This window comes from Aquitalea sp. USM4 (assembly GCF_004328945.1).
Lineage (GTDB): Bacteria > Pseudomonadota > Gammaproteobacteria > Burkholderiales > Chromobacteriaceae > Aquitalea > Aquitalea pelogenes.
In genome coordinates this window covers 1116325-1141978 of record NZ_CP029539.1, presented here as the reverse complement: position 1 = coordinate 1141978, position 25654 = coordinate 1116325, and the positions used below count along the sequence as shown (strand labels likewise).

22 protein-coding genes and 2 tRNA genes are annotated in these 25654 nt (G+C 62.2%); 18 read left to right on the top strand and 6 right to left on the bottom strand.

The features are described from left to right. The first annotated feature begins 44 nt into the window (after nt 1-44). The 3 genes from DKK66_RS05380 (at nt 45) to DKK66_RS05370 (ending at nt 4913) form a co-directional block, all read left to right on the top strand. Nucleotides 45-1049 (top strand): LacI family DNA-binding transcriptional regulator, encoded by a 1005-nt coding sequence (locus DKK66_RS05380; RefSeq protein WP_131356123.1) that lies wholly within the window; start codon nt 45-47, stop codon nt 1047-1049. A 166-nt stretch (nt 1050-1215) separates the two neighbouring features. Then, complete coding sequence (locus DKK66_RS05375) at nt 1216-4155, top strand: EAL domain-containing protein (RefSeq protein WP_165494108.1); 2940 nt, start codon at nt 1216-1218, stop codon at nt 4153-4155. A 104-nt stretch (nt 4156-4259) separates the two neighbouring features. Continuing rightward, nucleotides 4260-4913: a HugZ family protein gene (locus DKK66_RS05370; RefSeq protein ID WP_131356118.1), complete on the top strand. Its 654-nt coding sequence runs from the start codon at nt 4260-4262 to the stop codon at nt 4911-4913. Nucleotide 4914: 1 nt separating this feature from the next. On the opposite strand, the gene DKK66_RS05365 is transcribed toward DKK66_RS05370, so the two are convergent. From DKK66_RS05365 to DKK66_RS05340, 6 genes are all read right to left on the bottom strand, one after another. Beyond that, on the bottom strand, nt 4915-5616 hold the full coding sequence (locus DKK66_RS05365) for a S4 domain-containing protein (protein WP_131356115.1): 702 nt from the start codon (nt 5614-5616) through the stop codon (nt 4915-4917). 88 nt (nt 5617-5704) lie between these two features. Continuing rightward, entirely contained in the window at nt 5705-6973 is a 1269-nt protein-coding gene (locus tag DKK66_RS05360) for an HD-GYP domain-containing protein (RefSeq protein ID WP_131356112.1), read from the bottom strand. Between the two features lie 109 nt (nt 6974-7082). Further along, the gene (locus DKK66_RS05355; protein WP_131356109.1) at nt 7083-8693 is read right to left on the bottom strand and encodes a methyl-accepting chemotaxis protein; all 1611 of its coding nucleotides are present in this window, start codon (nt 8691-8693) and stop codon (nt 7083-7085) included. Nucleotides 8694-9143: 450 nt separating this feature from the next. Further along, nucleotides 9144-9220 (bottom strand) — tRNA-Met (locus tag DKK66_RS05350). Nucleotides 9221-9252: 32 nt separating this feature from the next. Next, nucleotides 9253-9329: transfer RNA gene (locus DKK66_RS05345), tRNA-Met, on the bottom strand. 94 nt (nt 9330-9423) lie between these two features. Next, complete coding sequence (locus tag DKK66_RS05340; protein WP_131356106.1) at nt 9424-10575, bottom strand: class I SAM-dependent methyltransferase; 1152 nt, start codon at nt 10573-10575, stop codon at nt 9424-9426. Nucleotides 10576-10709: 134 nt separating this feature from the next. On the opposite strand from DKK66_RS05340, the gene DKK66_RS05335 reads away from it, so the two are divergent. From DKK66_RS05335 to DKK66_RS05265, 15 genes are all read left to right on the top strand, one after another. Beyond that, on the top strand, nt 10710-11483 hold the full coding sequence (locus DKK66_RS05335; RefSeq protein ID WP_082086442.1) for a pteridine reductase: 774 nt from the start codon (nt 10710-10712) through the stop codon (nt 11481-11483). Nucleotides 11484-11572: 89 nt separating this feature from the next. After that, entirely contained in the window at nt 11573-12559 is a 987-nt protein-coding gene (gene ttcA, locus DKK66_RS05330; protein WP_131356102.1) for a tRNA 2-thiocytidine(32) synthetase TtcA, read from the top strand. Continuing rightward, entirely contained in the window at nt 12549-13349 is an 801-nt protein-coding gene (locus DKK66_RS05325; RefSeq protein ID WP_082086443.1) for a polyamine aminopropyltransferase, read from the top strand. Before ttcA ends, DKK66_RS05325 begins: the two co-directional genes overlap by 11 nt. Before the next feature lie 225 nt (nt 13350-13574). After that, nucleotides 13575-14879 carry a nucleotide sugar dehydrogenase gene (locus tag DKK66_RS05320; protein ID WP_131360856.1) on the top strand — a complete coding sequence of 435 codons (1305 nt, stop codon included), beginning with the start codon at nt 13575-13577 and terminating at the stop codon, nt 14877-14879. A 72-nt stretch (nt 14880-14951) separates the two neighbouring features. Continuing rightward, a complete protein-coding gene (locus tag DKK66_RS05315) occupies nt 14952-16016 on the top strand; it encodes a Gfo/Idh/MocA family protein (protein ID WP_045848835.1) in 1065 nt (354 codons plus the stop codon). Nucleotides 16017-16095: 79 nt separating this feature from the next. Further along, a complete protein-coding gene (locus DKK66_RS05310; RefSeq protein WP_131356099.1) occupies nt 16096-16632 on the top strand; it encodes a DUF4337 domain-containing protein in 537 nt (178 codons plus the stop codon). Nucleotides 16633-16653: 21 nt separating this feature from the next. Next, nucleotides 16654-17223 carry an acyltransferase gene (locus DKK66_RS05305; protein WP_045848837.1) on the top strand — a complete coding sequence of 190 codons (570 nt, stop codon included), beginning with the start codon at nt 16654-16656 and terminating at the stop codon, nt 17221-17223. An 83-nt stretch (nt 17224-17306) separates the two neighbouring features. Beyond that, nucleotides 17307-18404, top strand: a complete 1098-nt coding sequence (locus tag DKK66_RS05300) for a DegT/DnrJ/EryC1/StrS aminotransferase family protein (RefSeq protein ID WP_131356096.1) — start codon at nt 17307-17309, stop codon at nt 18402-18404. Between the two features lie 2 nt (nt 18405-18406). Continuing rightward, complete coding sequence (locus tag DKK66_RS05295) at nt 18407-19702, top strand: lipopolysaccharide biosynthesis protein (RefSeq protein ID WP_207389853.1); 1296 nt, start codon at nt 18407-18409, stop codon at nt 19700-19702. Beyond that, complete coding sequence (locus DKK66_RS05290; protein WP_131356093.1) at nt 19689-20915, top strand: DegT/DnrJ/EryC1/StrS family aminotransferase; 1227 nt, start codon at nt 19689-19691, stop codon at nt 20913-20915. Before DKK66_RS05295 ends, DKK66_RS05290 begins: the two co-directional genes overlap by 14 nt. Continuing rightward, entirely contained in the window at nt 20912-22000 is a 1089-nt protein-coding gene (locus DKK66_RS05285; RefSeq protein ID WP_131356090.1) for a glycosyltransferase family 4 protein, read from the top strand. Before DKK66_RS05290 ends, DKK66_RS05285 begins: the two co-directional genes overlap by 4 nt. Further along, nucleotides 21997-23094, top strand: a complete 1098-nt coding sequence (locus tag DKK66_RS05280; protein ID WP_131356087.1) for a glycosyltransferase family 4 protein — start codon at nt 21997-21999, stop codon at nt 23092-23094. Before DKK66_RS05285 ends, DKK66_RS05280 begins: the two co-directional genes overlap by 4 nt. Before the next feature lie 21 nt (nt 23095-23115). After that, entirely contained in the window at nt 23116-23808 is a 693-nt protein-coding gene (locus tag DKK66_RS05275) for a DUF1345 domain-containing protein (protein WP_131356084.1), read from the top strand. A gap of 33 nt (nt 23809-23841) precedes the next feature. Next, nucleotides 23842-25077, top strand: coding sequence for a glycosyltransferase family 4 protein (locus DKK66_RS05270; protein WP_131356081.1), 1236 nt, complete (start codon nt 23842-23844; stop codon nt 25075-25077). A 4-nt stretch (nt 25078-25081) separates the two neighbouring features. Continuing rightward, nucleotides 25082-25651: a hypothetical protein gene (locus DKK66_RS05265; RefSeq protein WP_131356078.1), complete on the top strand. Its 570-nt coding sequence runs from the start codon at nt 25082-25084 to the stop codon at nt 25649-25651. Nucleotides 25652-25654 lie beyond the last annotated feature (3 nt).

The following is a 25654-nucleotide window of genomic DNA, read 5'->3' as shown; positions in this document are numbered from 1 at the left end:
GGGGTTGTTGCTGCCGGTGACCAACCTCTTACAGAAAGTCTTGCGTGACTGCCTACAAGCGCCTCACCATCGATGACATTGCCAGCCTGGCCGGCGTATCCCGTACCACGGCCAGCATGGTGCTCAATGGCCATGCCGAGCGTTATCGCATTTCGCCAGCCACGGTGGAACGGGTGGAGAAAGTGGCACGCGAGCACCATTTCAACCCTTCGCAATCGGCACGGTCATTGCGCAGCAAACGTAGCAACAGCATCGGACTGGTGATTCCCGACCTGACCAACTCGGCCCATGCCACGCTGGCGCAGGCCATGGAAAACCTGTGCCGCGAGCGTGACTACCAGCTGGTGCTGGTGACCAGTGACGAGGACCCGCAGCGCGAAGCCGAAGGCATGGCGCACCTGGTGGCGCGGCAGGTGGATGGCATGGCCGTGGTGCCTTGCAGCAGTGATGCCGCCCTGTATCAGAAATGGACCAGCCGTCTGCCGCTGGTGTTTGTTGACCGCCGCATCGATGGCAGTGGCATTCCGTCGGTGGTGACTGACGCCACCGATACCGTGGCCCGGCTGATTGGCAGCAAGCTGGCGCAGGGTGTGCAGGAGGTAGTGTATTTCGGTGGTCAGCCCACGCTTTCTCCCAGCCGCGACCGGCTGGCAGGTTTCCGTCAGGCGCTGCAACAGCATGGCATGCAGGCCCCGGCTGAGTGGGTGGTGGAGCGCGATTTCCAGCGCGCTTCCGGTTTTGCCATGATGCAGCAATGGTATGCCGCCACAGGGCGCTACCCGCAAGCCTTGTTCACCGCTTCCATTACCTTGCTTGAAGGGGTGCTGTCCTTCATGAGCCAGACCCACCATCTGCGCGAAGCGCCGTCCTGTCTGATGACGTTTGACGATCACCCCTTGCTCGACTGCCTGCCCATTCCGGTGGATGCCATCGTGCAGGATGGTCAGGGCATGGCAGAGCACTGTCTGGCGCAGATTTTCGCCCTGCTGGAAGGCCGCGCACCGTTACCGGCTGATCGGGCAGTTGCCGCGCACATCATTCAGCGTTAGCCACGCCACCGTAGCAATCGCCTTGTATTGTCGGAAGATTTGCCGTTTTTTACCTGCACGCTTTGGTTTTTTTATTCGTACAGGCTGATGTTGAGCATGACAAGTGACGCTTACGGTACATCATGCTAATGTCAGCAAGCTGTCATTTATAACTGCAAGGTGCCTAGTGCCTGTTCGACTTCCTGCCATTTTGCGGCTGGCCGTGGTGTATGCCCTGATCGGCATCCCCTCGCTGTATAGCGCCATTCCGCCTGGCTATACCGCACCTGTCTTTCCTGCTGCCGGCCTGGCCCTGATGTCCTTGCTGCTGTGGGGGCGATCATTGTGGCCGGGTGTGCTGCTGGGCTCCTTGCTGGTGCAAGTGGCGGCGGCTTGGCAGTCCGGCGTGCAGGGCTGGGGGTTTCTGTCCCTGCTGATCGTGCCGGCGGCCGCAACCTTGCAGGCGCTGGCAGGCCGCTGGCTGATTACCCGCACCATAGGCTGGCCCAACCGTCTGGATAATGCCGCCAGCGTGATCCGCCTGATGTTGCTGGTGATTCCGCTTTCCTGCCTGGCATGCAGTGGCATCAGTGTGCCCTTGCTGGCCATGCTGGGCGTGCTGCCCCGTACCGATGCCCTGTTCAACGCCTGGAACTGGTGGCTGGGCGATACCTTTGGCTGCCTGATCATGCTGCCCTTGATGCTGGCGCGTTTTGGCCGGCCGCGCAGTGAATGGCAGGCGCGCAGCCGTGCCTTGCTGTGGCCCATGCTGCTGACGGCGCTCACCATGGCCAGCCTCAGCGTGCTGATTCACCATTGGGAAGCGCTGCGGGTGCAAAGCCAGTTCAACCGCGATGCCAACCAGATCGAACTGGCCCTGCGCAAGCGTCTGGAAATGCAGCTGGACGTGATGCTGGCACTGAAGCAATTGCAAAGCAGCGCCCCGGTATCCTCGACCGAGCAATGGGCAGAGCTGACTTCGCCCTGGCTGGGGCGTTTGCCCGGTACGCAAAGCCTGGGCTGGAGTCCGCTGGTGAATGATGCCGAGCGCAAGGCTTTCGAGCGGGATGTGCTGGGCGGACGTGCCATCCAGGCGCGGGATCCGGCGGGAAACATCCAGCCGTCGCCCCAGCGGCCATCCTATCTGCCCATCCGTTTCAATGAACCGCTGCAGCGCAATCTGCGCGCTCAGGGGCTGGATATCCTGTCCTCACCCATACTGGCCAGCACCATTCGCCGCAGCATGCAAAGCGGTCAGGCGGAAGCCAGCCCGGCCATCCGCCTGGTGCAGGAAGTGGGCCATCAGAAAGCCATTGCCCTCTATCAGGCGGTGTATGCCCCGGCCGATGCCATGCAGCACCAGGTATTGCGCGGGGTGATTTCCAGCCTGTTCCGCATGGACGACATCGTGCAAACCACGCTGCAGCACGATGTGCGACATGATATTGAAGTCTGCCTGATCGACATCGACGGCATGCCGGGTTTCCACCGTCTGTCCGGCCCGCAAAATTGCGGCAAGGGTGGCTGGTTCGGTCAGCGGCCACATCTGGAAAGCCGCTTTGTGTTTGCCGGGCGCAACTGGGCCTTGCGCCTGCGTGCCAGCGAAGAATACCTGGACGGTCTGCGCAGCTGGCTGGAGTGGATCACCTTTGTGGTGGGCCTGGCCATGACCGGCCTGTTTGGCGGTTTCTTGCTGATTGTCACCGGTTATACCCGGCGGATGGAGGGCGAGGTGCAGCAGCGCACTGCCGAGCTGGCCGATGCCAACCAGCAGTTGCAAGTGCAGCTGGATGCCACCCGCAAGGCCGAGGCCAATGTCAGCTATCTGGCCTTGCATGACAGCCTGACCGGCCTGCCCAACCGGCCGTGCTGGCTCAGCATGACACGCCGCGAGCTGGATGCCGCCGGCCAGCAAGGCCAGCTGGCGGTGCTGTTCCTGGACATGGATGAGTTCAAGACGGTGAATGACAGCCTGGGCCATCCGGTGGGGGATCAGCTGCTGGTGAACATTGCGCGCCGTTTGCAACAACCGCTGCCGCCAGAGGCCATGCTGGCCCGTCTGGGCGGGGACGAATTTGTCATCCTGATGCCCTATACCCATCAGTCGCAGCTGGAGGCGCTGGGCAGTGCGCTGCTGGCCCTGTTTGATCAGGCCGTGCTGGTGGATGCACATGAACTGCGCTGCACCGTGAGTATCGGCGTGGCGCTGTACCCGCAGGATGGCCAGGACCCAGACACCCTGCTGCGCCACGCAGACATGGCCATGTATGCGGCCAAGGAAGCCGGGCGCGATACCCTGCGTTATTACACGCCGGAAATGAATGTGCTGGTGCTGGAACGTCTGACACTGGAGCGCGATTTGCGCCGGGCGCTGCAAGACGAACCCGGCCAGCTGGTGTTGTACTACCAGCCGCAGATTGACGCCGTCAGCGGCCAGTGCATAGGCTGCGAAGCGCTGGTCCGCTGGCAGCATCCGGTACGTGGTTTCATGCCGCCGGGCGAATTCATTCCGCTGGCGGAGCGCTCCGGCCTGATTGTCGAGCTGGGACGCTGGGTGCTGGCCCAGGCCTGTGCCGAACAGGCCAGCTGGCGGGCGCATGGCCTGCAACTGCCGGTTTCGGTCAATATTTCCCCGGTGCAGCTGGAACGCAGCGACCTGCAACCCTATGTGCAAGGCCTGATGCAGCGTTACGGGCTGAAGGACGGTGCGCTGGAACTGGAACTGACCGAAGGTGCGCTGATGCATGAAGAAAGCCACCATCTGGACGTATTCCATGCGCTGGTGGCTCTGGGTTGCCGCTTTGCGCTGGACGACTTTGGCACCGGGTATTCCTCGCTGTCCCGCCTGCGCCGTTTCCCCATCAGCCGGCTCAAGATAGACCGCAGCTTTGTCCGCACCTTGCCCGGCCCCACTGACGATGAAGCCGTGGTACGTGCCACCTTGTCGATGGCGCGCGACATGGGCATGGAGGTGGTGGCCGAGGGCGTGGAAACACAGGCGCAAAGCGAGCGCCTGCTGGCGCTGGGGTGTCGCGTGATGCAAGGCTTCCATTTTGCCCGCCCCATGCCGGCCGCCCAGTTGCTGGAGTATGTGCAAAGCCTGCAGCAGCCGGTCGACCCGCACTGAGTTTGTCCTGGCGCAAGATGATGACGGCGCATGACCGGGCATGGCGCAGTCAGCTGCCATAAAATGGCCGACATGACTGTTTGCAGGTTTCAGGAGAAATACTGATGAAAATCGCGCCCATCGCCGCCTTGCAGCTGATGCACGCCCAGCATCATGCCACGCTGGCCACCCACTCCGGTCAGCTGGCCGGTTATCCCTATGCCACGGTGCTGCCTTATGTACTGGATGAACAGCACCGCCCGCTGCTGCTGATCAGCGCGCTGGCCGAACACACGCGCAATCTGCTGGCCGATGGACGTTGCAGCCTGGCAGTACTGCAAAAGGGTGCCGAGGATGTGCAGGCCGAAGCACGGCTGACCTTGCTGGCCGATGCGCAGCGCATCGAGGCGGATGACTCGTTGCTACAGCGCTTTTTGCGCTACCAGCCGCAGGCAGAGGATCTGCTGCAACTGGATTTCATGTTCTTCCGCCTGCTGCCGCAGCGCCTGCGCTATATCGGTGGCGTGGGGCGCATGGGTTGGCTGGAGGCGGAGGAATTAAGCCCGGATGTGCTGCCGCTGGCACAGGAGGCCACGCTGTTGCAGCAGGCCCGGGTGCCTGAAGGCATCACCCTGCTGGGGCTGGATGCTTACGGCGTGGATTACCGGCGCCAGAGCGGCGCCGGGCATGAGCGTCTCAACTGGCCAGAGGCCATCAGCCAGCCGGCTGCACTGGCTGCTGCCTTGCAGTCGGCACTGGCTGCACTGGCGGGCAAGTAGATTAGAAGGATTCCATTGGCAGCAGGTAGCGCCATTGTCCGGCGGGAAGGTCGCCGATACCCAGTTTGCCAATGCGGATGCAGCGCAGCGCCAGCGGCTGCAGACCCAGCGCGTGGCAGATGGCCATGGGCTGACCGGGCTGCACGGCTGACAGCACCATGCGCAGCTGGCGGTCACTCTGGCGGCTGATTTTCAGGCCGCGTGGTGGCTTGCCCGGCAGTTGCAAGGCTTGCAACTGTTGTTTCAGCAGCTCGGCCGCCGGGGCTGCTTCCAGCTGGATCAGGTATTCCTGTTCGGCATCCGCCAGTTTGCGTGCCAGTTTCTTGTCCAGGGTGAGTGCCACCAGCCCATGGCTGTTTTCGTCCAGCGCCCCGGCCTGTTGCAAGGCTTTCAGATGGCGCGGATTGAAGCTGACTTCGCTGTTGTCCCGGGCATGGCGTTGCTGCGGGGTAATCAGCCCGGCCAGAGGCAAGCGGCTATCCGCAGCACGATGCAGCAGCAGGCTGATGCTCAACCCGTCCAGGCTCATGCGCGGGGCATCCAGCTCGATGCGCTGCTGCGGGCTTACCCGGCTGCCCAACTGCTGCACCACCTGTCCGTCGACCCGCACCCGGCCTTGCTCGATAAAGGCATCGGCTTCGCGACGCGAGCACAGTCCCAGTTCCACCATGCGTTTGGACAGACGCAGTTGCTCATCACTCATCTTGCAGATTCTCCGCTCGGGTTGACCCAGGGTTGGGGCTGGCGATTATCCGCCCCCGCTGGCGGGCTGGCAAATCATGGCAAGCCGGTCAGTGTGTACTGGCCACCGGCAGGGCTGCCGCCATGGCACCAGCCATGTCCCCGGCAGCAATGGCCAGAATCTCCGGATCGATGCGCCCGTGCGCGGCAAAGTCCTGCAAGGTGGCCAGCACTTGTGCTGCGCTCAGGCCGGTGCGGTAGGGGCGGTCCTGCGCCAGCGCCTGGAATATATCTGCCACCCGCAGGATGCGGGCTTCCAGACTCATGCTGGCTCCACTCAGGTGGAAGGGGTAGCCATGGCCATCGGGTTCTTCGTGGTGATACGCCGCCCAGCAGGCAATTTCCTCGAAGCCGCTGATATGGCGCAGGATCTGGTAGGTTTCAAAGCTGTGGGCATTGATCAGGCTGCGCTCATGCGCATCCAGCCCGCCGGGCTTGTCCAGGACCTCGTCCGGCACCCGCAGTTTGCCAAGGTCATGCAGCAGCGCGGCAATTTCCAGTTGGTCGCAGCGGCCGGGTGACAGCCCGGCGCGTTCGGCCAGCCAGCGCGACAGCCCGGCCACCCCCTGCGAATGACGTGCGGTGAACGGGCTCTTGGCATCCACGATGCGGGAAAACAGCGTGGCCAGTTGCTTGAGCTGGGTGGTGGTGGCAGTGCAGGGATGGCGCTCGCCACGCCGGTCGTGCAGCATGCCGGCAATGCCGCGCGGCTCCAGTTGCAGCCAGAAGGCTTCCGCGCGGGAAGCCTGCAAGAAGGCATCCACCAGTTGCGGGGCAAAATGGCTGCCACGGTAGCTGGCAATGCGCTCGCGGATGGCTCCGGTATGCATCAGCAACTCACCCCCCTGATAGTAGGCCGCAGCCATGGCATCCACCCGGTCCACCAGATAAATCAGGTTGGCCTGCTCGGCCACCTCAAGCGGCAAGTCCAGTCCGGACAGGGTTTGCCATGGCGTGTGATGGTAGCGCACCGGTTCCACCATGGCCGCGAGCGGGGCAAAGCCTGCCAGCAGGCTGGCGCCATCCTGACAGTGCTGTTGCGAGCCGGCCCAGTCGAATTCGCTGACCAGATGCTGATGAGTGCGGGTGGACGATACGCCGATATCGTGCAACAGGCCCAGGTCGAACAGGAAGTCAGCCTGCTGGCGGCTACGCTGCAAGACCAGCGCGCAATTCCAGGCCATGATGCCCACCCGCTTGCCGTGTGCCACATCATCAATCCCCACCAGGTCCAGTGCGTCGGACAGGGCATGGATGACTTCACGCAAATCGACATGGATGCTGTCGTCGCAGGCGGGGGGAAGGATGGGAGCGGACATGGGTGCACTTTCGCAAGACGGGAAACATGGCAGCCAGATGGCATGCCATGTGTTCAATCTAATGCAAGATTACCCGGCCCGAAACCTGCTTTTCTGCGCTGGATCAGGCTTACAGGCGATAGGCCGCCACAATCTCCTGCATGCGGCGGGCAGTGGCATCCAGCGCCAGCGCCGAGCCGGAGGCTGCCGAAGCATTGCCGTTGGCTTGCTGTGCCATCTGGGCGATGTGGTCTACCTGCACCGCAATGTCGGTGCTGGCGCTGGCCTGCTCGCGGATGGCAGTGGTGATGCTGCCCACCAGTTGCACCAGTTCCTGGGTGGTGTGGGCAATGCGCTCGATGGCGTCTTGCGCGGCATCGGCCCGCTGCAGGCCGGTTTCCACCCGGGTTTCGGTGGCGGCCATGGCCTTGCCGGTGTCTTCGTTGCTGCCGGCAATGGCGTTGATGACGGTGTTGATCTGGTTGGTCATGCTGCTGGTGCGCTCGGCCAGCTTGCGCACTTCGTCGGCCACCACGGCAAAGCCGCGACCCTGTTCGCCGGCGCGGGCGGCCTCGATGGCTGCGTTCAGTGCCAACAGATTGGTCTGATCGGCCACGTCCTTGATGACCGAGACCGCAGCGACAATGGAGCGTGCCTGCTCGCCCAGCTGGCGCACGCTGCTGGAGGCGGTGCCCACTGTGTCGGCAATATCGCGGATGTCGCTCACCGTACTGCTGACCACCGCGCCGCCGGTATTGGCCAGCGCCCCGGTTTGCAATGCCTGCTCGTTGGTGGCGGCCGCCTGCATGCCCACATGATTGATGCTCACGGTCAACTGCTGCACGGTTGCCGCCACGCTGGCGGAAATTTCGCTCTGGCGCGCAACGGTGCCGGCAACTTCTCCGGCTGAGGATGCCAGCCCGGCCGAGGCCTGGGTCAGCTGGCTGATCTGCCCGCTCAAGGCTTGCAGGCTGTCATGCAGTTTGCCGATCAGCCCGTTGAATGCGCTGGCGGTGGCACCCAGTTCATCCTGACTGTTTTGTGGTGCACGGCGGGTGAAGTCCAGCGATTCGGCAATGCCGGTAATCGCACTTTGCAGGCCTTGAATGGCACGGGACAGGGAGCGGGTGAGCGACCAGCTCATGCTGCCCACCACCAGCAGGCACAGCACCACGGTGGCCAGGCTCAGCCACTGCACGAAGCGCAGCAGGCCAGTGGCCTGTTCCGCCTGATTTGCCGCTTGCCGGTAATTGGCTTGCAGGTGGGCATCCCCCGCCGCCAGCACGGCACGGGCGCTGGGCACCACCTGGCGCAGCGCCGACTTGGCCGCGACGATGTCACCTGATTCTGTCGCTTCCAGATAGGGCTTCAGTGCCTTGGCATAGTCGTCCAGCCGGGCCTGGTCCTGCTGCAACAGTTGCTGCGCCTGACTGTCCAGTGCCTGGGTCCGGTACGCGCGCAGTGCGCTGCGGGCATCCTGCTCGGCATCACTGATGGCCTTGGGCAGTTGCTGCAATTCATTGGCATTGTCGGTGGCGCCCAGCAGCAGGGCGTTCACCGTCATTTTCAGCGTGTCGGTCTGAAAACGCTGCAAGGTTTGCAAGCTGGGCAGATCGCCCGTCACCAGATGCCGGATGAACTGGCCAAGACTGAACTGGGTGTAAACCATTACCCCGCCTTGCACGCAAAGACCGAGCGTGGTGACAAGGGCCAGCATGGTAAGCCTGGACTTGATTTGCATGATGCCTTCCTGTGGACATGCTCAACGATTGCCGTCTGCCTGCAGGCAGCGGCCCCCCTCTCCGGCTGATGGGCAGCAGAGATGATATTTGATCTTTTCTGATTTTTGCTGTGGGGGATATTCGCCATGCTGCGTGCAGCATTGCATGCCGTGGCAGCCAGCTTGTTTTGTTTTTATCCGGATTTTGGCTACGTTCAGGGTGTGATGAGCCGCACCATGCCAGCCGCAGGGTGAGGGCAGGCGCAGTAGTTATGCCTATATTTGATCAAAAGCACAAGTGTTTTGCTGTCAAATGGACAAACTATTCCAATGGAATTGGTGTGCATGGCGTAACAGCCTGCTGACAAGCAGTGTGCCGGGCGGCAAGCAAAAGGGTGAGTGGCAGCGAAGAAGGGTATGAGAGGGGCAAAACAAAAGGCCAACTCCTGAGAGCTGGCCTTTTGCTGAAACTGGTGGCGAATCAGGGACTCGAACCCCGGACCTGCGGATTATGATTCCGTCGCTCTAACCGACTGAGCTAATTCGCCGTGAAGCCTGACAAGTCAGACTTCGCAAACTGTGGTGGCGAATCAGGGACTCGAACCCCGGACCTGCGGATTATGATTCCGTCGCTCTAACCGACTGAGCTAATTCGCCACGTTTCTCGATGCGCTTGCACCGAGACGCGAACTATACGCAGCGTTTTTTAGGCTGTCAACCACATTTGCAGACAAATCACCTGCAGTCCGGCTTACAGGGTGTGGCAGCGGTCGCCCTGGGTAAAGCCTTGCCAGTCGATGCTGACGCCACGGCCAAAACCGATCACCTTGAACAGTTCGCCCATCTCCTGCATGGACAGCAGCTTTTGCACCATGGCCACCACCGGCAGGTAGCTGGCACTGTCGTCAGCATCCAGTTCGCCCAATAGCTGGGTGATGCCGGTATTGATCAGGAATTGCGCCTGGGTGGTGTAGCCGATCAGGTCCAGCCCGGCGTCGATGCCGGACTGGGCAATGGCGGTGAAGTCCACGTGGCAGGTGAGGTCCATCAGGCCGGGCAGGAAGAAGGGGTCATCCACCGTGTGATGACGGTAATGGCCGATCAGCGTGCCCATATGGCGTTGCGGATGATAGAACTCGCCCGCCGGATAGCCGTAATCCACCAGCAGGATGGCACCGCGCACCAGATGGCGTGCCAGGGTGTGGATGAAGGCGGTGTTGCTCAGGCTCAGCTCGCTGATATAGCCCGCCTGCCGGATGTTCAGTGCCGCAGCCTGTTGCAGCAGTGTCGGGTCCTGAATCGGGCGGTCCTGCCAGATGAAGTTGTCGCCATCCAGCGCCACCCCGCGTTGCAGCGGTTCAGGTGTCCAGTGCAGCAGCTCGCAGGGCATGGCATCCAGCACCTCATTGCCAATCACCACGCCGTCCAGCTGCTCCGGCAGCACGCTCAGCCATTGCAGCCGGTCGGCCAGATGGGGCAAGGCGCTGCGAATGGCCGTTTGCTGGCGCTCGATCAGGTCGGCCGACAGGTCGATGATGATGTAATGCTCAGGCAGGCAGTCCAGCTTTTCCAGTTCGGTCAGGATATCAATGGCCAGCTTGCCGGTGCCGGCACCGAATTCGTATACCGTGCCGCCAGTTTGCGGCAGCAGTTCGGCAATCTGCCGGGCCAGGGTTCGGCCAAAATAGGCCGACATTTCCGGTGCGGTGGTAAAGTCACCGGCGCTGCCCAGCTTGTGGCTGCCGGCCGAGTAATAGCCCATGCCCGGCGCGTACAGCGCCAGTTCCATGTAACGGGAAAAGGGAATCCAGCCACCGGCCTGGGTGATGGTCTGGCGGATATGGGCGCACAGCGCCTGGCTGGTGGCAAGCGCCTCGGCGCTTGGGGCGGGTAGGGTGGTCATGACGTGCATCCTGCTACAATGTGCGGCGATTGTGGTCGAAAGCGGCGCAGGGGTGAAGAGGCACTGCGCATTTTGTTGTCGGCGCAGCCAGCAAACACGGCGCTGCAAGGCAGGCAGGAAAGGCTGAACAGGATATGAAGCAACAGCAAGAGCGCTTGATGCAAGTGAATGAACAGCGTGTGGTACTGATTACCGGCGGTGCGCGCCGGGTAGGGGCTGGTATTGCCCGGCTGCTGCATGCGCGCGGGGTGCGGCTGGTATTGCATTACCGTGGTTCGCAAGCGGATGCCGAAGCCTTGGCCGCCGAGCTGAATGCACAGCGAGCGGAATCGGTTGTACTGCTGCAGGCCGATTTGCTGGACATGCAGGCGGTGCGCCAGCTGGCAGCACAGGCCATTGCCGCGTTCGGACGGCTGGATGGTCTGGTCAACAATGCCTCCAGTTTTTTCCCTACCGAAATCGGCCAGATCGACGAGTCGGCCTGGCATGATTTGATGGGCAGCAACCTCAAGGCCCCGCTGTTTCTCAGTCAGGCGGTGGCCCCGGCCTTGCGTCGTAACGGCGGTGCCATTGTCGGCATCTCAGACATCCACGTGGACCGGCCGATGAAGCGCCATGTGGTGTACAACCTGGCCAAGGCCGGGCATGCCCAGCTGATTCGCAGTCTGGCGCTGGAGCTGGCACCGGATGTGCGGGTGAATGGCGTAGCGCCGGGGGTGAACCTGTGGCCGGAGGGCGAGGCGTCTTTCGATGCGGCAGAGCGCGCCGCCATCGAAGCCACCATTCCCTTGCAGCGTACCGGCCAGCCGGATGACATTGCCCGTGCAGTGGCCTTTTTGCTGCTGGATGCCAGCTATGTCACCGGTCAGATTCTGGCGGTGGATGGCGGACGCGGCATCGTGTTGTAAGGCTTGGGGCGGTTTGCCGGGAAATGGCATGGATTGTTGCAGGGAAAAACAGTAAAATCGCCTGTTTTTCAATTTCTTAGCCGTACCCCATGTCCGAACAGAACACCGTGCTCGACGACAAGGCCAAAAAGGCCGTGTTCGAGGGCAACAAACTGGCCAAGCGCCTGCGTCACCACGTGGGTGATGCCATCAATGATTTCAACATGATCGAACAGGGTGACCGGGTCATGGTGTGTCTGTCCGGCGGCAAGGACAGCTACACCCTGCTGGACATCCTGCTGGGTCTGCAAAAATCCGCCCCCATCGACTTTTCCATCGTCGCCGTTAACCTGGACCAGAAACAGCCCGGCTTCCCGGAAGATGTGCTGCCCGGCTATCTGGCGTCCATCGGGGTGGAATACCGCATCATCGAAGAAGACACCTATTCCATCGTCAAGAAGCTGGTGCCGGAAGGCAAGACCACCTGCAGCCTGTGCTCGCGCCTGCGTCGCGGCATCCTGTACCGCGTGGCGGACGAGCTGGGTGCCACCAAGATTGCGCTGGGTCACCATCGCGACGACATCCTGCACACGCTGTTCCTCAACATGTTCTACGGTGGCAAGCTCAAGTCCATGCCGCCCAAGCTGGTGTCGGACGACGGCAAGCACATGGTGATCCGCCCGCTGGCCTATTGCCGCGAAAAGGACATCATCCGCTACGCCGACTTGCGCCAGTTCCCCATCATTCCGTGCAATCTGTGCGGCTCGCAGCCCAATCTGCAGCGTCAGGTGGTGAAGGAGATGGTCAACGACTGGGACAAGCGCTTCCCCGGCCGGGTGGAGAGCATGTTCCGCGCGCTGCAAAACGTGGTGCCGTCCCATTTGTGCGATACCGGCCTGTTCGACTTTGCCGGCCTGAAAACCGGTGACAGCCCCTTCGAGAATGGCGACACCGCCTTCGACAAGGAAGAGTTCCGCGATCCGCCAATGCCGCTTGAAGACCGAGAAGAAGCGGTCAGCGCACCGGCGCGTCGTACCATCAGCATTCTGGATTCGCGCAAACCGGCGCAGCAGGAGGAGGGTGGCTGTGGCGCGTAGAGCCTTGCATCCTTTCCGCCGCCGCGTGCGTGCCGCGGTGGAGGACATGCCGGAAGTGGAAATCTCCGAAGCCGGCAATATCCGCTCCTTGCATCTGGGCTCGGAAACCATCCAGAGCTCGATGGACATGGACGAACCGGCCGAGCTGGTGTTGTCCTACAGCCGCGCCATGATGGCCTTCCTGCTGTGGAATGACGACCCGCGCCATATCCTGCAAATCGGCCTGGGTGGTGGTTCCTTTGCCCGCTTCATCGACGAGTACCTGCCGGAAGCCGTCAGCGTGGCGGTGGACATCAACCCGCAGGTCATTGCCGTGGCACGTGCCTTTTTCAAGCTACCGGAAGAGGGTGATTTCTTTGAAATCATCGAGGCCGACGGTGCCGATTACGTGAAGATTTTCCGTGGTTCCACCGACGCCATTCTGGTGGACGGTTTTGATGGCTTGCAGATTGTGGACGAACTGACCACCGAAGACTTCTTCGAAGACTGCAAGCGTGCGCTCAGCCCCAATGGCGTGTTTGTCACCAACTGGTGGAGTGGCGACAAGCGCTATCACAGCTTTGTCGAGCGCTTGCTGTCAGTGTTTGAAGGCCGCGTGCTGGAACTGCCCTCGGCCAGTCACGGCAATGTGGCGGTGCTGGCCTTCCGCCAGAGTCCCACGCTTACCCAGTGGGAGGCGCTGAAAGAGCGTGCCGACCGGCTGGAGTGCCGCTTCGGGCTGGAGTTTGGCGAGTTCGTCAATCGTCTGAAACAGAACAATCAGGGCAGTGCCGGGCATCTGCTGATCTGAGCGGGCTGAGCGTGGCGCTGTCGGCTGTGTTGTCACGTTTGGTAACGCCAGCGGCTTGCCAAGCAGGCGTATAATGCTGCGCTTGCAACTTCACAAGCGCGGTTTGAGCCAGATCAGCAAGCCCGCCAGCCAGGCGAGGCACACTGCCAGACCTTACCGAATTCAGTGCATGGCTGCCCGGATGCAGCCATGGCAGGTTTTTACTTTGTTGGGACTATCATTGTGATCAAGCAGCAATTGCTTAACCGTATCGCGGACAAATCCGCCGTCATCGGCATTGTCGGCCTGGGCTATGTCGGCCTGCCGCTGATGCTGCGTTTTGCCGAAGTGGGCTACAAGGTACTGGGCTTTGACATCGACCAGAGCAAGGTTGACGCCCTGATGGCCGGCAAGAGCTATATCGAGCATATCAGCGCCGACAGCATTGCCACCGCGCTGGAGCGCGGCTTTGAAGCCACCACCGACTTCTCCCGCGCGCCGGAAGCCGACACCCTGATTCTGTGTGTGCCGACCCCGCTGAACAAATACCGCGAGCCGGACCTGAGCTTCGTGCTGGACACCATGGACAGCCTGGTGCCCTATCTGCGCGAAGGCCACCTGGTATCGCTGGAATCCACCACCTACCCGGGCACCACCGACGAAGAACTGCTGCCGCGCATGGAATCCCGCGGCTTCAAGGTGGGCGAAAACGCCTTCCTGGTGTTCTCGCCGGAACGTGAAGATCCGGGCAACCCCAATTTCACCACCCGCACCATTCCCAAGGTATGCGGCGGCTACAGCCCGGCTTGCCAGGAAATCGGCGTGGCGCTGTACAGCGCGGTGATCGACAAGGTGGTGCCGGTATCCTCCACCCGCGCCGCGGAAATGACCAAGCTGCTGGAAAACATCCACCGTGCGGTGAATATCGGTCTGGTCAACGAAATGAAGATCGTGGCCGACAAGATGGGCATCGACATTCACGAAGTGATCCGCGCTGCCGCCACCAAGCCTTTCGGCTTCGTGCCCTACTATCCGGGCCCGGGCCTGGGTGGCCACTGCATCCCGATCGACCCGTTCTACCTCACCTGGAAAGCGCGTGAATACGGTGTGAACACCCGTTTCATCGAGCTGGCAGGTGAAGTCAACAGCGCCATGCCCGATTATGTGGTCGCGAAAGTGGCCGCTGCGCTGAACAACCGCAAGAAAGCCATCAACGGCAGCCGCGTGCTGGTGCTGGGCATTGCCTACAAGAAGAACGTGGACGACATGCGCGAAAGCCCGTCGGTGTTCCTGATGGAAAAACTGCGCGACCTGGGCGCGGAAGTATCCTACAGCGACCCGCACGTGCCGGTATTCCCCAAGATGCGCGAGCACCACTTCGAGCTGTCCAGCGTGGCGCTGGATGCGGCCACCATTGCCAGCTACGACTGCGTGTTGCTGGCTACCGACCATGACAAGTTCGATTACACGCTGCTGAAGCAACATGCCCAGCTGATCGTCGACAGCCGTGGCAAGTATCTGGAACCCGCCGACCACATCGTCAAGGCCTGACCCTGACGGCATGACGCAAGCAGGCGACCCCGTGGTCGCCTTTTGCCGTTTAAGCACAGAACGGAACACACCATGAAAACCGTACATCACGCCCCGATTACCGACCGCAAGATCCGCTTCGCGCTGGTTGGCTGCGGCCGCATTGCCAACAACCATTTCGGTTCGCTGGAAAAACATGAAGACCGTGCCGAACTGGTAGACGTCTGTGACATCGACCCGGCTGCACTGCAAGCTGCGGTAGAGCGCACCGGCGCCCGTGGTCACAGCAATCTCACCGACATGCTGGCTTCCACCAATGCTGACATCATCGTACTGACCACCCCGTCCGGCTTGCACCCGGCGCAAAGCATCGAATGTTCCGAGGCCGGTTTCCACGTGATGACGGAAAAGCCGATGGCCACCCGCTGGGAAGACGGCCTGGCCATGGTGAAAGCCGCCGACAAGGCCGGCAAGCGCATGTTCGTGGTGAAGCAGAACCGTCGTAACGACACCCTGCAACTGCTCAAGCGCGCGATGCAGGAAAAACGCTTTGGCCGCATCTACATGGTCAACGTCAACGTGTTCTGGACCCGTCCGCAAAGCTATTACGACCAGGGCGGCTGGCGCGGCACCTGGGAATTCGACGGTGGTGCCTTCATGAACCAGGCCAGCCACTATGTGGACCTGCTGGACTGGCTGATCGGCCCGGTTGAAAGCGTGCAGGCCTACACCGCCACGCTGGCACGCAACATCGAAGTGGAAGACACCGGCACCGTCAGCATCAAGTGGCGTTCCGGCGCGCTGGGCAGCATGAACGTGACCATGCTCACCTACCCGAAGAATCTGGAAGGCTCCATCACCATCCTGGGCGAAAAGGGTTCGGTACGCGTGGGTGGTGTGGCGGTGAATGAAATCCAGCACTGGGAATTCGCCGAACCGCATGCCATGGACGACGAAATCAAGAACGCCAGCTACGCCACCACCAGCGTTTACGGCTTTGGTCACCCGCTGTACTACGACAATGTGATCAACGTGATGCAGGGCAAGGCCGAGCCGGAAACCGATGGCCGCGAAGGGCTGAAGTCGCTGGAACTGCTGATTGCCATGTATCTGTCGGCACGTGATGGCCGTCGCATCAGCCTGCCGCTGGATTACTAAGGTCCGCCCCGGCCCGCACCGTGCGGGCCGCTTGCTCCACCAACCCATCATTCGTATTGCGCAATACTGAAACACACTCATGGCTGAAGAAAAGAAAGACCCCTGGCTGAATTATTTGGCGCTCACCACCGTCATCCTGGCCGTGTGCGCCACCTTGTCCACCTTCAAGGGCGGTGGTTTCTCCACCCGCAGCGTGATCGCCCAGGCCCAGGCCTCGGACCAGTGGGCCTACTATCAGGCCAAGGGCATCAAGGGCAATCTGTATGATGTGGAGCGTGAACGACTGCAGTTCGAGCTGGACAACCTGCCGGTTTCCGCCAGCCCGGCCCAGCGCGAGCACTACCTGGCCCAGCTGAAAAAAGTGGGCGACAAGGCTGCCCGCTATGCGGCCGAACGCAAGGAAATCGAAAAGGAAGCCCGCCGTCTGGAAGCCGAGCGCGATGCCGCCCAGCGTCAGGGCAAGCCGTTTGGCGTGGCGGTGATTTTCCTGCAAGTGGCCATCCTGATTTCCTCCATCGCCGGCCTGTTCAAACGCAAGGCGGTGTGGCTGGCGGCATTGCCGGTCGGCCTGCTTGGCCTGGTGTATTTTGCCGATGGCTTTTTCCTGTTTTTCTGACCCCCGTCCGGAGGCCCGCCCATGACCCAATACACCGTACATCCCACCGCCATTGTTGATGAAGGCGCACAAATCGGTGCCGACACCCGCATCTGGCACTGGGTGCATATCTGCGGCGGCGCCAGCATTGGCGAGCGCTGCTCCTTCGGCCAGAACGTGTTTGTCGGCAATGACGTAGAGATCGGCAACAACGTCAAGATCCAGAACAACGTGTCCATCTACGATGCCGTCACGCTGGAAGACGACGTGTTCTGCGGGCCGTCCATGGTGTTCACCAATGTCAACAATCCGCGCAGCCATGTCAGCCGCAAGGATGAATACCGCCGTACCGTGGTGAAGCGCGGTGCCTCCATCGGTGCCAATGCCACCATCGTTTGCGGCCATCAGGTGGGCGAATATGCCTTTATCGGTGCCGGCGCGGTGGTAACCCGCGACGTTCCGGCCTATGCGCTGATGGTGGGCACCCCGGCCAAACGCATCGGCTGGATGTGCGCCTGCGGCGAGCGTCTGCCCAATGACATCGGCACCCATGCCTGCCCGGCCTGCGACAGCTTTTACCAGATTGGCGGCAATCACTGCACACCGGCCTGAACCGGACCAGCCTGCACCGCCTGAAACCATATAATCCCGACGGCTGCCCGCACGGCAGCCCGGCCCCAGCAAGGAATCGAGCCATGAGCATCCAGTTCATCGACCTCAAAGCGCAGTACCAGCATCTGAAAGCCGACATCGACGCCCGCATCCACGCGGTGCTGGATCACGGCCAGTACATCATGGGGCCGGAAGTCAAAGAGGTCGAACAGCAACTGGCCGCCTACACCGGCGTCAAGCACGCCATCGGTGTGTGTGACGGCACCAAGGCGCTGCTGATTGCACTGATGGCGCTGGGCGTGGGCCGTGGCGACGAAGTCATCACCACGCCCTTTACCTTCATCGCCACCGGCGAAATGATTGCCCTGCTGGGTGCCACCCCGGTGTTTGTCGACATCGACCCCGTCAGCTACAACCTGGACCCGGCGCTGCTGGAGGCCGCCATCACCCCGCGTACCAAGGCCATCATGCCGGTCAGCCTGTACGGCCAGTGCGCGGACTTTACCGCCATCAACGCCATTGCCGAGAAGCACGGCATTGCGGTGATCGAAGACGGCGCACAAAGCTTTGGTGCCAGCCAGCACGGCAAGAAATCCGGCAACCTGTCCACCATCGGCTGCACCAGCTTCTTCCCCAGCAAGCCCCTGGGCTGCTATGGCGACGGCGGTGCCTGCTTTACCAATGACGACGAACTGGCAAAGAAAATCCGTGAAATCCGCGTGCACGGCCAGGACCGTCGCTACCACCACCCGGTGATCGGCCTGAACGGCCGTCTGGATACCATCCAGGCCGCGGTGCTGCTGGCCAAGCTGCCCAGCTTTGCCGACGAAGTGGCCGCGCGTGAGCGCATTGGTGCCCGCTACAGCGCGCTGCTGCAGAACGTGGCCCGCGTGCCGGTGATCGGAGCGGGCAATACCCACGTTTACGCTCAGTACACCATCGAGGTGGACAATCGCGAAGCGGTGCAGAAAGCCCTGCAGGAACTGGGCGTGCCCACCGCCGTGCATTACCCGATTCCGCTGCACCTGCAACCGGCCTTTGCCCATCTGGGCCAGGGCGAAGGCAGCTTCCCGCTGGCCGAAGCCGCCGGCAAGCGCGTGATGAGCCTGCCAATGCACCCCTTCCTGGATGAAGCCACGCAGGATGCCATCGTCGCTGCGGTGAAAAAGGCACTGGGCTGAGCGTGCTGGCCAAACTCAAGGCCAGGCTGGGGCAGGGCGGCTTTGCCCGCAATGTCGCCACCCTGGCTGGCGGCGCTGCCGTGGCGCAGTTCCTGCCGGTATTGTTCACCCCGCTGCTCACCCGGCTGTACAGCCCGGCCGATTTTGGCGTGCTGACGCAGTTTGTCGCCTGGCTGTCCAACCTGGTGGTGATTGCCACCTGGCGCTACGACATGGCTGTGGTGCTGCCGGAAGAAGAAGCCGACGCCATGCGCCTGATGGTGCTGGCGCTGTTGTTCAACACCCTGCTGCTGGCGGTGCTGAGCATTCCGCTGCTGGCTGCCGGGCCGTGGATTGCCGCTCAGTTACATGCCCCGGCCATGGCACCCTGGCTGCCCTTGCTGCCGCTGGGCATCTGGGTGGCGGCCAATAACCAGATCTGGACCAACTGGAACAACCGCCAGCGCCGTTACAGCGCCAATGCCCAGGGCCGCATGGGCCAATCCGCCGCCATGGTGACGGTGCAACTGGCAGCAGGCTTTGGCAAGCTGGGCGCGCTCGGCCTGCTGCTGGCGCAGATTGCTGGCCAGACTGCCTCCTGGCTGCTGCAAGCACGCCAGGACTGGCGCGCACTGCCGCAGTGGCTACGAACCGCCCGCTCCGGTGGCATGGGCCGCATCCTGCGCCGCTATCGTGAATTCCCGCTGGTCAACACCCCGCATGCCTTTGTGGTGGCCTTGCAGGATTCCTTGATGGTGCAACTGCTGGGCATGCTGGCTACCGCCGAACTGATGGGCCATTACGGCCTGGTGGTGCGGGTGCTGAAGCTGCCCGCCGCCTTGCTGGGACAGGCCGTGTCGCAAGTGCTGTACCGCGATCTGGCCGAAGCCCATGCCAAGGGCCACAGCCTGCGGCCCTTGCTGAAAAAGGCGCTGCTGGTGTTGTCGGCACTGGCGATTGTGCCCTTTCTCATCATCATGGCCTGGGGCGGCCCGCTGTTTGCCTTTGCCTTTGGCGAACAATGGCGTGATGCCGGCCAGATTGCCGCCACGCTGACGCCGTCCTTCTTCTGCATGTTCCTGGCTGCACCATGCTTCATGGTGCCGATGGTGCTGTCGCGCCAACGCCAGTCGCTGCTGTTTGCCCTGCTGGGTGTGGTGGTGAACCTGGGCTCGCTGGGCGTGGTGTACTGGGCGGGGGAGAATGCCCACCAGGTATTCCGCCTGCTGTCGGTGACGGTTTCCATCTATTACATCATCTACATGGTCTGGGTCTTCCGGCTGTGTCGCCAACTGGAGCAAGACCATGCTCACGGCTAATTCACTGAGCCTGTGCGGTTACCTGTCCGCCTTGCCCGGCATGCTGCGTGGCCGCGCATTCCAGCGTGCCGCGCTGCGGCGCGAGCTGGCAGCCTGCTTTGGCGTGGACGAGGCGCGCATCGGCCTGTACGACACCGGCCGTGCCGCGCTGCGCGTACTGTTGCAGCAACACGGAATCGGGGCAGGGGGCGAGGTGATTGTCCCGGCCTATACCTGCGTGGTGGTGCCCAACCAGATTCCGGCACTGTCCGCCACGCTGCGCTTTGTCGATGTGTCGGCAGACAGTTTGAACTTTGACTGGGACGTGCTGGCCGCTGCCATAGGCCCGGCCACCCGCGCCGTCATCGTGCCGCACAATTACGGCCTGCCGTGCCGGGTACCGGAGGCGCTGCGCGCAGCCCATCCGCAAGTGAAGTTCATCGATGATGCCGCCCACGGCTTTGCCAGCCAGCTGGATGGCCAATGGCTGGGCAGCTATCACGACGGGGCTTTCTTCAGTTTTGAATATTCCAAGAACCTGACTGGCGGCATCGGCGGCCTGGCCATCTTTCCGCCCGGCATGACCACCCCGCAGCAGGACTGGCCGGAACTGTCCTGTGCGGATGAATGGCGCTTGCTGGCCACACTCAAGGCCCATCTGCTGAGTGCGCGCTGGCCGCTGCTGGGTCGCATCACCATGGCCATCAACCGCCGTCTGGGCCTGATTTACCGCTCGGCCGATGCCGAAGTGACACAAGGCATGCCGCATCCGGTACGCGCCATGCCGCTGTTGTCCACCGTGCTGGTGCGCCGCCAATTGGCCCATCTGCCCGCCACGCTGGCACACAAGCAGGCGCTGGCGCAGCGTTACCAACAGGCACTGGCGGCACTGCCGTCCATCACCCAGTGGGCCGTGCCTGCCGGTGCTGCGTGCCACTGGGTGCGTTACCCGTTTGCGCTGTCTTGTCCTCAGGTCAACAAGGCCGCCGTGGCGCGGCGCCTGAGCCAGGCCAGCGGGCTGAATATCGGCGTGTGGTTTGATGATGTGATCCATCCGGCCGGTTCTTTCCGCCATGCTTATGTGGCCGGTAGTGCGCCGCAGGGCGAGCGGCTGGCGGCCACGGTGCTGAACCTGCCGATGAATATTGCTCTGGCCGACAACGCCGCGCTGGCGCACAAACTGGACCGGCTATTGGCAGAACTGCGCCGCATCGAGAAAGAAAATATCCAATGAAGCTGTTGTTGATCGGTTCGGCCTCGGTACACACCTGGCGTTACCTGGCCGGTATCGCCCCGCATGTGGACGAAATCTGGCTGGCCTGCAATGGCGAAGTCCCGGCCGACAAGCGCCCGGCCAATCTCAAGGGCGAGTTGCGGCTGGACTTCGGCCTGAAGGCACTGGGCAGCGCCGGAAAACTGGGCCGCTGGATTAGCCAGATAAAGCCGGATCTTGTCCATGTGCATCAGGCCAATAGCGTGGCCTGGCATGCACGCCGGGCGCTGAGTGGCAGTCGTGTGCCCATGGTGCTGACCGCCTGGGGCTCGGACGTGCTGCTGCTGCCGGACAGCAACCGGCTGATGCGCCAGATGGTGAGCGCCAATCTGCGTGCCGCGACGGCGATTACCTCGGATTCGCTATATATGGCAGCGAAAATCCGCCAGCTGGCTGGGGATAACTGCCGTATCGACGTGCTGAATTTCGGCATGGACGCGCTGCCGGCGCAGCCGGATATCGCGGCCAAGGCCAACAAGGTGCTGTCCTGCCGCCTGCACAAGCCCTTGTACCGCATCGACGCCATCCTGCATGCCTGGCAGCAGGTGGAGGCCAGTGGCCGTTACCCGGACTGGAGCCTCACCGTAGCCGCCAGTGGCGAGTCCACCGACAGCCTGAAAGCGCTGGCCAGCCGCCTGCAACTGCAAAGGGTGGAATTCACCGGTTTTGTTTCGTCCGCAGTATTGGCTGGCCTGTATCAGGAATCGCGCCTGTTTGTCAGCGTGCCGCGTTCGGACGCCACCAGCATCAGCCTGCTGGAAGCCATGGGGCACGGTTGCCTGCCCGTGCTGTCAAATCTGCCCGCCAATGGCGAGTGGGTGATCGACGGCCTCAACGGCCTGATTGCCGAAGACATCGCCCGGCTGAGCGACAGCCTGCTGTCCGGCATGGACTGGGCGGCGGACAATGCCCGCCTGGCGCAGGCCGTGCAGCTCAACCGCCAGCTGGTGGCCCAGAAAGCCCTGCATCACAGCAATATGCAGCACTTTGCCGATCTCTATGCCAGCCTGCTGTCCGGGGCGGCACACAAGGATTCTGCCGTATGAAAGTAGCCCATCTCACTTCTGCCCACCCGCGTCACGACATCCGCATTTTCGTCAAGGAATGCGCCACGCTGGCTGCTGCCGGTCACGAGGTGAGCCTGATCGTGGCCGATGGCTTGGGCGAGGAAATCAACAAGGGCGTGCGCTTTCACGATGTCGGCCCCAAGACCGGCGGTCGCTTTGCCCGCATGACCGGCACCACCAGCCGGGTATACCAGGCGGCGCTGGCACTGCGCCCGGACATCGTGCATTTTCACGACCCGGAGCTGATTCCCGCCGCATTGCGTTTGAAGCAGGCTGGTATCAAGGTGATTTACGACGTGCACGAAGACATGCCGCGCCAGATTCTGGCCAAGCACTGGATTCCCGGTGCCATCCGTCCCCTGGTGTCCGGCAGCTTTGAAACAGTGGAAGACTGGGCAGCCAAACGTTTTGACGCGGTGGTGACGTCCACGCCGCACATTCGCAACCGTTTTGCCAAATTGGGCGGACGGGTGCTGGATGTGTGCAACTTCCCCATTCTGGAAGAGCTGGTGCGCGATACGCCGTGGGACAGCCGCAAGAACGAGGTGTGCTATATCGGCGGCATCAGCCGCATTCGCGGTATCGAACCCATCGTCGCTGCGCTGCCGGATACCTCCACCCGGCTGAATCTGGCGGGTATCTGGAGCGAGAGCGACCTGCGCGCCAGGCTGGAAGCACAAGCCGGCTGGGCGCGGGTGAATGACCTGGGCGTGCTGGACCGCAAGGGCGTGGCCCAGGTGCTGGCGCAAAGCAAGATCGGCCTGGTAACGCTGTTCCCCACCCCCAATTATGTGGATGCGCTGCCGATCAAGCTGTTCGAATACATGGCGGCCGGCATGCCGGTGATTGCCAGTGACTTCCCGGTATGGCGCGAAATCGTTGATGACGCCGGCTGCGGCGTGCTGGTGGACCCGCAAGACCCGCAAGCTATTGCATCTGCCATCAACAGCCTGATGGCGGATGAAGACCGCATGCGTCAACTGGGCGAGGCGGGCAAGCAGGCGGTACTGCAGAAATACAGCTGGGCGGCAGAAGGCCGCAAGCTGGTGGACCTGTACGCCCAACTTTCCTGAGGACGCTGGAGGAAGACCGACATGGACAAGCCGCAACGTCATCACCACGGCCCGCTGGCCCGGCTGATCCACATCCTGCGCACACGTCCGCGCCTGTTGTCGGCCATCGTGTTTGGCCTCTGCATGGCGCAAGCGCTGACCATGCTGACCCCGATGCGCACGCTCACCGCCTATGTGATTGGCTGGAACGCAGGTGCCGGTCTGTACCTGCTGTTGGCACTGCACATGATGCACGGTGCTGATGCCGAGCAGATCCGCCACCGTGCCGCACGGCAGGACGAAGGCGAACTGGCCATCCTGATGCTGGTGGTGCTGGCGGCCATTGTCTGCCTGCTGTCCATCGTGGCCGAGCTGTCGGTAGCGAAAGACCTGCACGGTGGCAGCCGCGGCCTGCATATCGGCCTGTCGGTGCTCACCATCTTCACCAGCTGGCTGTTTACCCAAACCATGTTCGCCCTGCATTACGCCCACCAGTACTACGTGGCGCTGTTTCGCTGCGGCAAGCCGGGGCTGGAATTCCCGGGGGACGAAGAACCCAATTACAGCGATTTCTTTTACTTTGCCGCCGTCATCGGCACCTCGGGCCAGACGGCAGACATCAGTTTCAGCTCACGGGCCATGCGTCGCATCGGCTCCGTGCATTGCATCCTGTCCTTCCTGTTCAACACCACCGTGCTGGCGATGATGATCAATATCGCCGCCGGGCTGTTCTGAACGGCGGACACTTAAATCCGGAAAAGCAGCAGCGTGCGCATTCTCTATATCAATCACTATGCCGGCAGCCCGCGCCACGGCATGGAATTCCGCCCCTATTACCTGGCGCGTGAATGGGTCAAGGCCGGCCACGAAGTTAATATGCTGGCGGCAGATACCTCGCATCTGCGCCAGACCAATCCGCAGCTGTCCTCCAAGTATCAGGACGAAGACATCGACGGCATCCGCTACACCTGGTGCAAGACCCCGGCCTATCCGGGCAACGGGCTCAAGCGGGTGATCAACATCTTCAGCTTCCTGGGCAAGGTAATGGGCCTGTCCGGGCGCTATCTGAAACAGTGGAAGCCGGACGTGGTGATTGCCTCCTCTACCTACCCGCTGGATACCATCCCCGCCGCCTTCATTGCCGGGAAGACCGGGGCGCGGCTGGTGTATGAAGTGCACGACCTGTGGCCGCTGACACCGGTGGAAGTGGGCGGCATGTCGCGTTCCCACCCCTTCATCCGCCTGATGCAGTGGGCCGAGGATTTTGGCTACCGCAAGGCCGATACCGTCATCTCCATGCTGCCCTGCGCGCGCGATTACATGATGCAGCACGGCATGGCGGCGGAAAAATATCATGTGGTGCCCAATGGCGTGGACGTCGCCGAGTGGCAGGGGGCGGACACGCCGCTACCGGCCGAGCACCTGGCTGCGCTGGCAAAACTCAAGGCGGACAAGCGCTTTCTGATTGGCTACGCCGGTGGCCATGGTCTGGCCAATGCGCTGGACTTCCTGCTGGAAGCCGCCGCCCGGCTGCAAGATACGTCAGCCAGCTTTGTGCTGGTGGGCGACGGCCCGGACAAGGCGGCGCTGGTGGAGAAGGCTGCCGCAATGGGCCTGACCAATGTGCAGTTTTTGCCCAGCATTCCCAAACGCGCCGTACCGGCCTTTCTGGCGGAAATGGACAGCCTGTTCATCGGCTGGCGCAAGCTGCCCATCTACCGTTTCGGCATCAATCCCAACAAGCTGTTCGACTACCTGATGGCCGGCAAGCCGGTGATCCACTCGGTGGAAGCGGGCAACGACATGGTCAAGGACGCCGGGGCCGGTTTCAGCGTAGGCGCGGAAGACCCGGCCGCCATTGCCGAGGCCGTGCGCCGCATGCTGGCCACCACGCCCAACGAGCGCGGCCGCATGGGCGCTGCCGGACGGCAATATGTGCTGGCCCATCACGACTACCGCGTGCTGGCGCAGCGCTTCCTGCAAGCCGTACTGCGCCAGGGCTGATGCCATGTTGCATCTGCTGGGAAAACTGCTGCGGCTGGGCCTGAAGCTGGCTACTTGCCTCGCGGTATTTTTTGTCAGCATGGTGTTGCTGGCCATGGCCTTGCAAAACGGCCTGGGCTGGGGGCTGGCCCAGGTGCTGCTGTATCTGGCCGCCTATGCGCTGGCCAGCTGGCAGCAGTGGCCACGTCTGCAGACCGGCTTGTTGGTCGGCTGGTTCGGCTTGTTCTGTGGTGCGATGTTTTTCTGGGACAAGTATGGCGGTGGCGGGCAGCCAGCCCCGGAGTGGCTGAAGCTGCTGGCGCATTGGCATGCGGTGGGCTGGATCGTGCTGGTATTGCTGTTTCTGCCACTGACGCTGGTGGAAATGCTGGTCAGGAAACTGCGTCGCCGCGGTGAGCGCACCGAGGCTGCTCCGACGGATATCTTCACTGCCAATCTGGCGCAGTTTGATTTGCAGCAGTCGTTTGCGAGTGTAGAAGATAGACAAAAAACCGTGCAAACCTGTACTAACGGCGAGGATAATAGCGGTTTTAACCTCCATGACCGGCGTGATGCAACACCGGGAGACAGGTGAGTA

Coding starts and splice junctions, on each gene's coding strand:
- DKK66_RS05280 (WP_131356087.1), top strand. CDS start 21,997: ATGAAAGTAGCCCATCTCACTTCTGCCCACCCGCGTCACGACATCCGC.
- DKK66_RS05290 (WP_131356093.1), top strand. CDS start 19,689: ATGCTCACGGCTAATTCACTGAGCCTGTGCGGTTACCTGTCCGCCTTG.
- DKK66_RS05300 (WP_131356096.1), top strand. CDS start 17,307: ATGAGCATCCAGTTCATCGACCTCAAAGCGCAGTACCAGCATCTGAAA.
- DKK66_RS05355 (WP_131356109.1), bottom strand. CDS start 8,693: ATGCAAATCAAGTCCAGGCTTACCATGCTGGCCCTTGTCACCACGCTC.
- DKK66_RS05315 (WP_045848835.1), top strand. CDS start 14,952: ATGAAAACCGTACATCACGCCCCGATTACCGACCGCAAGATCCGCTTC.
- DKK66_RS05275 (WP_131356084.1), top strand. CDS start 23,116: ATGGACAAGCCGCAACGTCATCACCACGGCCCGCTGGCCCGGCTGATC.
- DKK66_RS05370 (WP_131356118.1), top strand. CDS start 4,260: ATGAAAATCGCGCCCATCGCCGCCTTGCAGCTGATGCACGCCCAGCAT.
- DKK66_RS05340 (WP_131356106.1), bottom strand. CDS start 10,575: ATGACCACCCTACCCGCCCCAAGCGCCGAGGCGCTTGCCACCAGCCAG.
- DKK66_RS05335 (WP_082086442.1), top strand. CDS start 10,710: ATGAAGCAACAGCAAGAGCGCTTGATGCAAGTGAATGAACAGCGTGTG.
- DKK66_RS05365 (WP_131356115.1), bottom strand. CDS start 5,616: ATGAGTGATGAGCAACTGCGTCTGTCCAAACGCATGGTGGAACTGGGA.
- DKK66_RS05285 (WP_131356090.1), top strand. CDS start 20,912: ATGAAGCTGTTGTTGATCGGTTCGGCCTCGGTACACACCTGGCGTTAC.
- DKK66_RS05305 (WP_045848837.1), top strand. CDS start 16,654: ATGACCCAATACACCGTACATCCCACCGCCATTGTTGATGAAGGCGCA.
- ttcA (WP_131356102.1), top strand. CDS start 11,573: ATGTCCGAACAGAACACCGTGCTCGACGACAAGGCCAAAAAGGCCGTG.
- DKK66_RS05310 (WP_131356099.1), top strand. CDS start 16,096: ATGGCTGAAGAAAAGAAAGACCCCTGGCTGAATTATTTGGCGCTCACC.
- DKK66_RS05360 (WP_131356112.1), bottom strand. CDS start 6,973: ATGTCCGCTCCCATCCTTCCCCCCGCCTGCGACGACAGCATCCATGTC.
- DKK66_RS05265 (WP_131356078.1), top strand. CDS start 25,082: ATGTTGCATCTGCTGGGAAAACTGCTGCGGCTGGGCCTGAAGCTGGCT.